The 12,403-nt window shown below is 64.9% G+C and carries 8 protein-coding genes and 1 tRNA gene; 2 read left to right on the top strand and 7 right to left on the bottom strand.

The annotated features are described in order from the left end of the window. Positions 1-147: 147 nt before the first annotated feature. Positions 148-843, top strand: a complete 696-nt coding sequence (locus ACERK3_09880; protein MFA9478603.1) for a choice-of-anchor K domain-containing protein — start codon at positions 148-150, stop codon at positions 841-843. A 159-nt stretch (positions 844-1,002) separates the two neighbouring features. Here ACERK3_09880 and ACERK3_09875 read toward each other — a convergent pair whose 3' ends face one another. After that, positions 1,003-1,974 (bottom strand): DUF1570 domain-containing protein, encoded by a 972-nt coding sequence (locus tag ACERK3_09875; protein MFA9478602.1) that lies wholly within the window; start codon positions 1,972-1,974, stop codon positions 1,003-1,005. A gap of 290 nt (positions 1,975-2,264) precedes the next feature. On the opposite strand from ACERK3_09875, the gene ACERK3_09870 reads away from it, so the two are divergent. Continuing rightward, a tRNA-Leu gene (locus ACERK3_09870) sits at positions 2,265-2,348 on the top strand. A gap of 167 nt (positions 2,349-2,515) precedes the next feature. On the opposite strand, the gene ACERK3_09865 is transcribed toward ACERK3_09870, so the two are convergent. From ACERK3_09865 to ACERK3_09840, 6 genes are read right to left on the bottom strand one after another with little or no spacing between them, the layout of a single operon-like run. Next, positions 2,516-5,308, bottom strand: a complete 2,793-nt coding sequence (locus ACERK3_09865; protein ID MFA9478601.1) for a VWA domain-containing protein — start codon at positions 5,306-5,308, stop codon at positions 2,516-2,518. After that, complete coding sequence (locus tag ACERK3_09860; GenBank protein MFA9478600.1) at positions 5,305-7,050, bottom strand: BatA domain-containing protein; 1,746 nt, start codon at positions 7,048-7,050, stop codon at positions 5,305-5,307. The genes ACERK3_09865 and ACERK3_09860 overlap by 4 nt, the downstream gene beginning before the upstream one ends. Before the next feature lie 38 nt (positions 7,051-7,088). Then, positions 7,089-7,964, bottom strand: a complete 876-nt coding sequence (locus ACERK3_09855; GenBank protein MFA9478599.1) for a DUF58 domain-containing protein — start codon at positions 7,962-7,964, stop codon at positions 7,089-7,091. Beyond that, positions 7,957-9,549 (bottom strand): hypothetical protein, encoded by a 1,593-nt coding sequence (locus ACERK3_09850; GenBank protein MFA9478598.1) that lies wholly within the window; start codon positions 9,547-9,549, stop codon positions 7,957-7,959. The genes ACERK3_09855 and ACERK3_09850 overlap by 8 nt, the downstream gene beginning before the upstream one ends. Beyond that, entirely contained in the window at positions 9,546-10,484 is a 939-nt protein-coding gene (locus ACERK3_09845) for an ABC transporter ATP-binding protein (GenBank protein ID MFA9478597.1), read from the bottom strand. The genes ACERK3_09850 and ACERK3_09845 overlap by 4 nt, the downstream gene beginning before the upstream one ends. Beyond that, positions 10,474-12,312: a hypothetical protein gene (locus ACERK3_09840; GenBank protein MFA9478596.1), complete on the bottom strand. Its 1,839-nt coding sequence runs from the start codon at positions 12,310-12,312 to the stop codon at positions 10,474-10,476. Before ACERK3_09840 ends, ACERK3_09845 begins: the two co-directional genes overlap by 11 nt. Positions 12,313-12,403 lie beyond the last annotated feature (91 nt).

Below are 12,403 nucleotides of genomic sequence, written 5' to 3'. Positions count from 1 at the left end.
TCTTCATTGCATGACAAGAAACGGTGGCCCGCCCGCGGCCCGGGTGTAGCTTTGAAGTCTAACTTTCATCCGCCGATCGATCGGCGGCCCGGGTGTGGCCGGGGGGATAAGCCACAAAAAAAGCACAAAGTGCAGGAGCCAAGAATCATGAACGCAATTTCTACCCGTCCCTTGCGAAGCCTTTGCACCGCGACGCTCATCGTCGGCCTCGCCGCCGTCGCCATGCCCGCCGCGCCCGCCATGGCCAGCTCGCAGTTCAGCGGCCAGGCCGTGTCAACCTTTGACGCCAACGGATCAAGCTCGATCCAGGTCGGCGGCGACAGCCCGTTCTCATGGGGCAAGAGCACCATCTCGCTCCAAAACCAGAACTTCAACAACGTCTCCGCCAGTCAGCCGTTCAAAATCTCACGCGTTCGGCACACTAACCACAGCATGAACAACCTGTTCTTTCCCGGCAACTACCACCTGCCCATCACCACCGAACTGAGCTTCAGCGACCCCAGCGGCCTCGGCAACCAGACGCTCGCGTTCGACATGGACGTGACCCTCCGGGTCCTCTCCGACAGCCTCGAACTGGACCTCGGCAGCGCCGCGTCCACCACGTTCTGGGCCGGCAACTACGAATACCAGCTCGACCTGCTCGGGTTCAGCAATGATGGCGAAAACTTCTACAACAGCTTCACAACCAAGAAGCTGTGGACCAAAAAGCACGACCTCTACGCTCAGATCATGCCCACCGGTGCCGTGGTCCCCGTGCCCGCCGCCGCGTGGGGTGGCATGGCCCTGTTCGGTGCACTGGGTGCCATCCACCGCATCCGCCGACGTCGGCTGAACGCGGCCTGATCGGTCGAACGAAAATAACCGTTCACACACAACGCAACCGCGGCCTGGGCATCACCCCGGCCGCGGTTGTTTACGATTGGGAACTCCAGTCAACCCCCCAAAGCCCACGGATTGCATCCGTGGGTGCCCGGCCCAATGCGGCAGGGCGCCCAAAGCACATCACTCAGCAGTCAACGCGACCAGGTGAGCCTGCCATGCATCGCCGAACTGCTCCAGCGGGCCGAACGCGCTGACAAACTCCCGCCGCAGCACGTGGGCGCTACGTCGGCCGGGCGGCAGGTCTGCCAGTCGACCAAGATAACCGCGCAACGCCTTCGGCTCGTGGTTGTACAGATGATGAAACAACGCCCAAGCCTGGGCATACACCGCGCGAACCATCGCCGCATCATCCACCGGCGGCCGAACCAGGCTGACAAACTGCTCCAACTCCATCAAACGTCCCGCCTCGCGCGCAACGCGAAGATCCGCCCGCCGCGGCTCGTTGATGTACGCCGGCCCGAATGCCTTGCTGGGGTTCTGCGTCTCGAAACTGATCGCCAGGCCTTCCGACACCCACAGCGGATACATCACGCCACGCGACTGCAACCCGCTGTTGAACGCCAGCTGATGCGCCGCTTCATGCACCGTGCTCGCCAGCCCGTCGGCTCGATGATCGCTCGCCGCCGGCTCGAGTGCGCTGAACCGAAGCGTCGGCTGATCGGCCTCACGCTCGCGGTCGACCAGCGCCATCGCCGGCTCGGCGTCCACCACATCCGGCTGCTGCTCCGGCCAACCCCGTTGAAACAACGCCACGCGATTCGTCCGCGCCGAGTAGTAGCCGCCCGTCCACGAAAGGTCCATTCCGTCCGCTGCCCGCCCGTAATCCACAAAATCAGCCTGCTCGGCAAACAGCAGACACACCAGCCGTTCGCCCAAGGGCCGCAACGCAAAGTCGCCCTGCCCGAACACCTCATAAAACTGAGCGTGCGTCCGCTCAAGCAACAACACATGCATCCGCGCCTGCCACGGCTCAACGTCATACAGCAGCACGAAGTGTGGCGAACGATAGGCACGCGGCTCGTCACCGAAATGCGCCGCCAACGGCTCAAGCGTCGTCGGCGTCACCTGCCGACGCTCCTCCGGGACCGCCACCCCTGGCGCCACGCCCGCAAAAGCGACCGAACCGCTCAGCAAAAATACGACAAGAACAGTAGGGAATTTCCCCATGCGATTTTGCACGATAAAGCTCCCACCCGGCGGCGTCAATCCCTTTATCGGCTTATCGTCCAAACGGATCGAGCAAGTCCGCCGATTCGTCCGGGCAAATCGACGCCTGCCCCTCGAAAACATTGGCACAAGCAAGAATTGACGACGTAAACTGCTGGCAATTGACACCTTTAGCAGTGCACGCCAAGATATGTCATTCCATGACGACACCCAACGCCGGTGTGGCGGAATTGGCAGACGCGTCGGATTCAAAATCCGATGGGGTAAAACCCGTGAGAGTTCGAGTCTCTCCACCGGCATTCACTTCAACGCCCTTGATTTGAGGCGTTTTCCACTGTGTAACAAGGGGTTGCGTTAGTGAGCCATCGTCGGCCGACAAGTCGTCGTCCTGGCTCATGATGGCTCCACTTAGCTCGCCTTCACCATCGTCGGCTGAATGTTGTAGGCGAAAAACCACATTGTTTCGTTAAGTGCGATCGTGACGATGTGCCGCGCGACGCTGTGCCTGCGCCATCGCGTTCGCGAGCGCGCCGGCAGGTGTGGCAGCCGGGGGCTCGACAGGCTTGGGCGACGTCGCATCCGCTGACGCCGACGTCGCCGGATGAGCCGTGCGCGGCACCCTGTCGTCATCACTAACCTGAACTTCCCCATTGCCGGCAGGTCGAGGCGTACGCCACCACACGACTCGCGGTAAGCGCACCATTCGCCCAAGCAACCCCGTACGACGTTCCAACACCTCGGCTAGCAGCACCACGATCGCGGCGATCAGCAACCAATGGCCAACAGGTAACCGCTGTGGCAGGCGCGGCAGGTCGCCCCACATGCCCGCGACGCTGATTCGTTCCTGTCCGCCGGTCGCGCGAGCGAGCTGGGCAAGCGTACGTGCGCCGCTTTCGCTTACCGGTGCAAACTCCGGCGAGTATGGCAGTCGCACGGGCGCGAGGCGGTGTTGGCCGTGGCCCGGCAGGTGGACGATCGAGAGCGCGGACTCCTGGCCGTGCAGAGGCACTTCGGCGACAAGGCGGTCGGCGGCAACCCAGTGCATCGGCGTCTGCTCCCGTCGCGGCTCGCCTTGCTCGCTGTCGCGCAACGTGGTGACGGTGGGCAGTTGCGTTAACTCTGTAGCCGCCCATTGCGCGTCAACGTGCAACTCGATGATCTGCGTGCCGCGATCGAGCCGTTGCGTAATTACGATCTCCGTCGGCGTGTCATCGTCCTCGCCAACCGTCCACCGCGCGAGGCTGGTGAGCAACTCGCCCACCTGCGGCCACTGCGCGATCGGCCCGGTGAATTGGCCATCCGCTTCGCCCGTATAAACCACCGCTCGGCCGAGCCCGGCCTGCCAGCCCGCAACAACCGGCGCTTCGTATTCGTCAACACTGTGCATCGCCAACGTCGCGCCCGGCCGAAGGTAAGTCAGGTTGTAGCCGCCCACCGCCGGCGGATCAGGCAGCGATCGCCCCAGCAGCGATACAAGGCCGGCCGTAGCGCGGATCGGCGTCGGCTCATCCACAAACGTACTGCGCGCGACCATGACCATATCCTGCGCAAACAGCTCGGGCAGCCGGTTCGCGTCGTCGGTGAAATAAATGCGCCCGTTGCCGCGCGCCGCAATGTCGCGAAGCAGTTCCGCATGAATATCGCGCTCCGAGCCGAGGCCGATCACGCTCACCGTGATGTTCTTCCGCTCAAAATCACGAAGTATCTCGCGGTACCGGCCCTCCTGAACCGAGTCCTGCGCATCGGAAAAGAGAATCAGGTGGCGCGTGGCCGCAGTCGCCTCATCGAGCATGCGCTCCGATGCGAGCAGCGCCTCTTCGATGTAAATGCCACCCCCCATCGACGCCATGCGCAGCACGCGATTGCGCATCGCGCTCGGTTCATCCGGCACGCGCTGCATGGGCACGATCACGTGCGGCCGCGTGTCCACCGCCAGCACGCCGAACTCATCCATCGGCGAAAGCATGTCCAGCGTCTTGGCCGTGCCCAGATTCGCAAGCTCCATCTTCGTTCGCCCGCCGGCCACCGGCATATTCATGCTGCCCGAGCGGTCCAGCGTCACCAGCACCGCCAGCGTCAGCTTGCGATGCTCCTGCCGAAGTTCCATCGACACGGGCAGCAGCGGGTCCAGCGGCGACTCGAAGTAGCCGCCAGGCCCGAACGATCGCCGCCCGCCTGTAAGCATCAGCCCGCCGCCCGCCTCATTCACCCACACAGCCAGACGCTCCATCGCCCGTGCGCCCACGCGATCGGCCGGCACGTTCTCCAGCAACACGCCGGCATACCCCGACAGCCCCGCCAACGACCAATCCACGGCGCCGGGCGGCCGAACGTCCACCGCCAGCCCGCCCGCTTCCAGCAAGCCCGCCAGCCTCGGCTCGGCCGACTCCGTCACCACCAGCATCGGCCGACGGCCTTCCACATCCACCAGCGCCTCGGCCGTATTGTTCTCCGGCACCGGGTCGTCCGCCGCGCCGGTCACATGCAACGTGTACCGCCGCACACCCGCCGACGCCGCGTGATCGCGAAACGTCAACCGACTCACCCCCATCGTCATCTCGCGCTCGCCTCGCGCGAGCACACGATCGCCACGTCGCAGCTCATACGCCACCGGCTGCGCCACCGGCGTCTGCACCCACGCGTGCATCAAAAACGCTTCGCCTTCGCTTACGCGATGCGGCACTTCAAACCGCTGCACCGCCACATCATTCGCCCGCGACCGCGTAAGCAATCGATAATCAATCGCCAACCCCCGAGCCGACGCTCGCCCCGCTTCGAGCATCGGGTTCCGCCCCGTCCACAACCCATCGCTGAGCACGAGCACGCGACCGCCGCCGTCGCTCGGCACAAGCCCCGCCGCACGCTCAAGCGCTGCTCCCAGATCCGAGCCATCCACATCCACCGACTGCACAAACCCGCCAAACCGCCCCACCTCCGGCTGACGCTCCACCGCCACCCGCCGGCCGAACGACACCACCGCCAAGCGATCGCGCTGCCCCATCTCACGCACAAGCATGTCGATCAACTCACGCTGCCGCGCCTCCGCCTCCGCCGGCATCGACGCGCTCCGGTCGGCCACCACCACCACCGTCCCCGACCGGTCCGGCAGCCGCAGCGTCGGCCCCGCCATCGCCACCACCACCAGCAACAACAACACCCCACGCAACCCATGCACAGTCGCCGTCGGCCCCCGCCACAACCACCACGCGAGCGCCATCGGCGCGAGCATCAACAACCAGATCGGCGAATCAAAACTCATGCGCTGCCACTCCCCCCACGCCAAACGAAGTAGCCATGCAACGTCAACGCGCCCAACACGACCAACAGCAACACCCAACTCACCGCCTGGTACCGCTCCGTCAACGAACGCTCGTCCAGCCGATCACCCCATCGCCCCGAGGTCGCGCCGCGCAAGTCCGACGTGCCCGCTTCCAGTGCGTTCACGGCCACCGCGTACGCCTCCTCACCCACACGCACCTGCCACTCACCCACGCGCGTCGCTTCCCACGTCGCCACCGCATCCATCAACGTCAGCCGATGCCGCTCGTCCGTCGGGCTGATCAGTTCCACCGCATCAACCCCAGGCGGCGCAACAATCCGCGACATCATGCCCAGCCGCAGGTTCGTCTCACTCGGGCCCGGCAAATGATCTGCCCGCCAGTCGAGCAGGTTCCACACCAGCGCGGGAAACGTCAGCATCCGCGGCAGCGTCGAAAGGTCCGGCCGCCATTGCATGTGCAGCACATCCGCACCTGCCCCGCGACGAACATGACTCAACAACACCGCTTCGCCCGCGCTGATCAGCGGCATGCCCGGCATCTCCACCTCGCGCCCGCCCGCCCACACCACCCCCGCCAGCGACAGCCCCGTGTTCAGCGGATGACCTTGATCGATGATGTAAGGCCCAGTCAACGCCGCAGGCTCGTCCACATGACGCAGCCGCAACGTCCACGTCCCGGCCGCAACGCTCGGCAATGCCGCCGCCGCATCGGTAATCAACACATCCGCTGGCCCCGACACCAGCCGCGCCCGGCCGGTCGCAGCCAGCGCCTGCCGCCACATCTCACGCGACCGCTCGTCCGCAATCGCCAACGCCACCGACACCCGCGGCGCTCGCGCCGGCTGCAACACCACCCGATTATCAAACGCCAGCGCATCATCCGACAACTCGGCAATCAACGGCCCCGTGTCCGCCGGCAGATCAAACCACAGCCGACGTCGCTCGCCCGTTGCCAACGTCAACTGCTGCGACGCGCCGTTCACGCTCAACGTCGGCCGCGCCGCCTCGTCCGACAAGTTGGCGATCTCCAGCATCGCCCGATCACCCGCGCCGTCCGCCACACTGCGCACCGCGTTGACGAATGCCACATTCGCCCGCGACGCGCCAAACGCCCACCAGAGCAGTCGCCCCGCCTCCATCCCCCGCGTCGGCTCGCGATCGGTCAGCACGATCACACGCGCCTCCGCGCCGCCAATCTCCCGCGCCATCGCCACCGCCGTCGGCAACGACGAACGTGGCGACTCGCATCGCCAACCCTCCAGCACCCGCGCCGCATCCGGCCAGCGCTCCACCGGCTCACCGAGCAGCTGCGCCCGCTCGCCCGCGAGCACGAACCGCACCGCAAACCGCTGCCCCCTCAACTCGTCGCGCAGCGCCGCCACCGCTCGCGCCCTCGCCGTGTCATCCCCCTCACCTGCCTGCATCGAAAACGCATCATCCAGCACCACCACATACACCGTGGGCTGCTCCGACCACAACACTCGCGGGTCCGCCGCCGCCGTCGCCAGCAGCAGCAGCGCGATCAGCTCCAGCAAAAACAACAACGACGTCTGCGCCTTCCGCACACGCACGCCGCCCTCGCGCGGCTGACGCTCATCCACCCACAGCAGCAGGCTCGACACGACCTGCCGCCGATGCCGATTGCGCAGCCAATAGATCGCCGCCAACGCAGGCAGCGCCGTCAACCCAAGCAGCGCCAAAGGCAAAACAAATACAGGCATAATTCAGTCGGCTCACCCTCCGCTACAACGTCAATCCATCACAACACGCGCAATACCTGCTCGCGTACCAGTTCGCTCAAGTCCCATCGCTGCACCAGCCGTTCCGCCACCAAAGTCACCAACACCGCGCCCACGCCTCGGCAAGCGGCCGCCCATTGCGACTGGTGACGCTCAAGCCTGCGCACGTAGCGCTGCCTGGCCGTGTCATCAATAAACATCTCGCGATGCTGGCCCGTCTCGGCATCGAGCAGACGAAGGTTGCCATGCCCCGGCGGCTCGACGTCCGCCGCCGCGAGCACCTGCACCACCACCACGCCCGCCGCCCCGTCCGCCAACCGATGCAACACCACCGTCGGCTCGTCCGGCCAGAGCAGATCACTGACCAGCACGCGCAACGCATGCGGCCGAAACCGCACCGGCGCCGCCGCGAGCTGCTCGCCCACGCTCCGCTCACCATCAAACCCAAGCCCCATCCAGGCCGTCGGCCGATCCCGACCCTGACCCACCGGCAATACCGCCTCGCCCGCCAGCCACGCGTGATGCGTAAATCGGCTGCTCGCCGCCGCCGACGCCACCGCCGCCGCGACGCCCACCGTTGCCTCGCCCTTCGCGCTGTCGGGCAGCGCCATCGATCGCGAACCGTCGATCACCACATCCACATGCGGGCTCACCTCGTCGCGATACTGCTTGACCGTCAACCGATCCGTCCGCGCGTAAGCCGCCCAGTCGATACGGCGAATATCATCGCCCGCCCGGTAATCGCGATGCTCCATAAACTCGACACTGCTGCCCGCGCGATGCGCAAGTTGCTCGCCCCCCGGCCCCGCCACCGTCCGCCGCGGCGGCAGCAGCGCGTACCGCGCCCCCATCCGCTCGCCAACGTCCAACGCCACACGAATCGCCTGCTCATCCATCCGCCGCACCCTCGCCTGCCGCCATCGTCGACGACGACTCAACCACCACGGCGGACGCCGCTGGCGCAGTCACCGCGACCTCCTCAACCGACCCCGCCAACCGCGCCGCGCCATACGACGTCGGCGTAAACTGCCGCACGCCACGCACCCACCACGGCACCGCGAGCGCCGCCGCCATCCCCAGCCACAGGCCCACGAACAAATAGATCGAAGACATGAAGTCACGCCCACTGTGCACCACCGGCGACACGACACTCGTCAGCCACCACCCCCGCTCCGTCTCATGCCACGACGTCGGCCAAATGAAAAATGCCACGATCATCGGCCCCACCGTCCCGATCGCCATCAACAACATCGCCAGCGCCGCCGTCATCGTCGACTTGAACCGCGGCATCAGGTAACGGTGAATCAATATCGCTGTGAACGTATACGCCGCCACGTAAAGCCATATCCCCTGCATGTTGTGCAGCACGGCGTCCTCCACGGGCATGATCCGCATCGTGCTCACCCACGCGTAATTACCCCACCCCGCCGCGAAGACCGCCATCGCCAGCAGCACGGACCACAACACACCGCCCGACGCGCCGCTGTACAACACAAACGCCATCGGCCGAAACAATCGCCACCGGGGAATCGTCCGCTGAATCCGCGCGCCCGGCGTGTCACGCTCGCACGCCGACCCGACCAGACTCATCGCCGCAAGCATCACCGCACACACATACCAACTCGCGAACGGCCAGTCGTCCGCCAACACGATATGAAGCGCCGTCGCCACAGCCCCGGTCACAACCACCAGCGCCGTAATGTAAACCCGCACGCCCAACGCCCGGTTCGACGCCGGCGGCGACAGCGCCGCCACCGCAAGCATGAAAAACAACCCCGCCGCGCCGACCACAAGCAGCACACCAGCAAGCGCCGGGCCCCAGAACTCCCACGAACCCATCCGCCCGCCAATACCGAAGAACACCAGCGTCGACACCATCGTCATCGTGATCGTGTACACACTCACCGTGCCCACCGCCAGCAGCACCGCAAGAATCACCTTCATCACCACGCTCACCGGCAGCGCCGCGATCAAAATCGCCAGGCTCAACACCGCAAGCATCGGCAGCAGATTGATGCCCAACGCAAGAAAGATCGTCGGCAGGTCGATCCCGCGCAGCAGATAGGTAAGCATGAGAAACGGCGCACAAACGCTGTAGATCAACAGCGTGATCGTCAGCCCGCAAACGACCTTCCCCCACGCGATCGACATCGGCCGAAGCGTCGTGATGTAAAGCAAGTCAACATTCTGATCCGCCCGCTCCGCCGCGAGGCGAACGCCTACATAGATCGGCACAAACAAAAGGCACGTCCCCAGCAACATGCCTTGAAGAATCATGAAGATCGGCTGCCCATCATCAAAGCTGCCTCCAAGGTCGTCCGTCGCGAGCAGGTAGATCGTCAACGTTACCAGCATCAGCAACAGAAAAAGCATCAGCACGATAATCACGAACCACGAACGCACCGCCTGCCGCAGCTCTTTCACAAGCACGGGGTTCAGGCGATCGTCAAACCAGTGGGCAATGGCGTGGATAGCGGTCACTGGACTTTCCCCTCGGTAAGGCTCATGAACAATTGCTCGAGGCCCTGCCGGACCTGCTTGAACTCAAGTATGCGAAACTCTCTGCGAAGCAGCTCGGCGAGAAGGTCGCAGCAGTCGTCTTCATCACCTTCGACGTCGGCCTCAACATGATCGCCCACCACGCGCGCGTCGGTGACCTTGGGCATCTCCAGCATCGCCTTGTACAGCGCCTCGACCGAACCGTGTGGCCGAAGCGCAATCGCGCGGCGGTTGGCGACCTCGCCGTCGCCGCGCTCGATCGCCTCCAGCGTGCCCGCACGCAGCAGCCGGCCCTGCTCGATGATGACCGCGCCGTCGCAGATCTCCGTCAGCTCCGCGAGAATATGCGAGCTGATCAGCACAGCCTTGCCCTGGTCAGCCAGCGCCTTGATCAACTCGCGCAGCTCAACACGAGCGCGCGGGTCCAGCCCCGCCGCCGGCTCATCCATAATCAGCAAAGGCGGATCATGCACCAGCGCGCGAGCCAAGCTCACACGCTGCTTCATGCCCTTGGACAAGGCGCGCAACAGCTTTTCTCGGATACCGGTAAGGTTGGTGAACTGCTCGATCTGGGCGATCGTGCTTCGGCGTTGCTGCCGGGGCAGGCCGTACGCACGGGCGAACAGGTCGAGGTATTCGTGCACGCACATATCGCGATGCGCCGGCAGCGTGTCCGGCATGTAGCCGATCTGTCGGCGGGCGCGCTCGGGCTCTTCCACAACGGACACCCCATCAAAACGAACATCGCCCGATGTCGGCTCGTCAAGCGTTGCCATGATGCGCATCGTCGTCGTCTTGCCCGCACCGTTGGGCCCGACGAAGCCGTAGATCTGCCCGGAAGCGAAGCCGAACGTCACGTCGTCGACGGCCTTCGTCTTGCCGAAGTGACGCTTGAGCTGATGAACTTCAATCTCCATGAAAACCCTCCGCGAGAATGCCATACACCACCGACTGGCTCGGCCGCGGCCGGGCGCTGGCCAACCCCGGTTCAAGAAACGGCGAACCCTCCACCACCGCGAGGTAAGTATTCGGCCGTAGATAGTCCGCCAACGCCGGCCCACGGTACCTGTCGGATTCGTCTGCCATGCGCTCGATCATGCGCGGCCAGTCGTTTTCAAACATCTCGCGAAGGTCGGCCTCGTTATTGCCGTACTGCTCCAGTGAAGCCAGCGTCGCTCGGCCGCCCGCTGGCACATGACGAACGTGATGCACTCTGCCCTCGCGGTCAGCGATATAGACGTCGATGATGTCCGCCCCGAGTGCATTGGTCACCGTCACCTGACCTGCTTCGTTACGGTCGAGCGTCAGTCGTTCGCGCCGTGTTTCGCTTTTGCGTAGTGAAAAGTGGGCCGGCACGCGCGCCGAGATCCAGCCGCCGGACAAATGCTGATCATGCGTCCAGTCGACAAAGCGGACCGAGCCATCGCTCGACCAGCCTTCGAGCCGTACTTGTGGCGTGACTTCGGTTTCATGACTGAACCGCAACCCGTCGCCGGGCGTGAGCGGCGAGTAGTACGCCGCCCAGCCGAGCGTGGTCGCCCGGCGGTTGGTTTCATCAAGCAACGTCAGCCCCGTCAACCGGCGGTCGGCCTGCCAGCCCTCGGCAAACGTCGCATACCCGAACACCGCCCCCGCGAACAGCATCGCGATCACCGGCACGGTCCACAACATCCATATCCGCCGATTCAACTTCGACACGACCACCAGATTGGTCGGCCCGATCACGAGCGTAAACACCAGCATCAACGCCAACAGCCCGCGCACCGGCACGGTCAAATGTTCCACAATCGAAAACCGCCGATTCGCCTGCTCGACCGACTCGTAACGGTTGATCACCTGAGCGGTCGATGCCCAGTAACGCGCCAGTTCATTCGTCGCGTCCGCGTTCCTGCGAGTCGCATCAATTCGGTCCGCGGGCATGAACCAGCATTGGCCGAACCCCACGGCGTAACGGTCGGTCGCCTCGCCCGCGAACAGGACGCGCTCGTGCCGCTGCTGCCAAGGCTCGGGCACAGGCCGAGCGTCGCCGAGCACCAGCAGCGTGCCCCCGGCGGTGACATACTGCCACATTGCCTCGCGCGCCGCGCGCGGCATTTCGTCAAGCTCTTCAGACCGCAGCACCAGCCCGGCATAAGCGGAATACGCCAACCAGTTGTCGCTCCACTGACGCGGCGGCCGGTTGGCCCGGTGCAACTCGCGCATCCCTCTGCTGCCATACCGCGTGCTCGTCGCGGTTTCCGCTTGCACGATGGCTTCCAGCCGATCGCGCAGTTCGCCGGTGATCGATGGGCTCGCGAGCACCGCCACGTCATCGCCGATACCCCGGTACCAGCTGTCCATCGTGTGACCATGTCTGCCGCCGCTGATGCCCACCTGCCCGCGCTGCGTCTGACCATCAATCACGATGCGTGCACCGTCGCCGTTCAACGGCAACGGCGGCTGAAGAATCGGCAACTCCACGGTCGAGTCGGCAGGCACGATGACGGCCCGACGTAAGCCGCGGAGGTAATGCCCCGCGCCCCCGCCCCACGTGGTCGCAGGCATGGTGATCGCCACATGGCGATCATGCTCGGCCGAGCGATTGGTGATGATAAAACGGTGCTCGACATAACCGCCCGTGCTCGCGCCAGTAGAGGTGCTGATCGCATTGACGTTGATGTCGCCAAAGGTCTGAGCATCGGCGGGCCGCGGCAGCGCCGCGAGCAAACCAAGCAGCATGATGATCACGATGCGATACGCTTGCATGACGTCCCCCTTCGGGCCAATAAGCGAACAGCCGAGGCCACGCCCGCGCAACGCACCCGCCCCGCGCGAAGGCCTCTGCACCGAAACACGA

It is taken from the genome of Phycisphaerales bacterium AB-hyl4 (assembly GCA_041821185.1).
Taxonomy (GTDB): domain Bacteria; phylum Planctomycetota; class Phycisphaerae; order Phycisphaerales; family Phycisphaeraceae; genus Natronomicrosphaera; species Natronomicrosphaera hydrolytica.
This window is presented reverse-complemented; position numbering and strand designations above follow the sequence as displayed.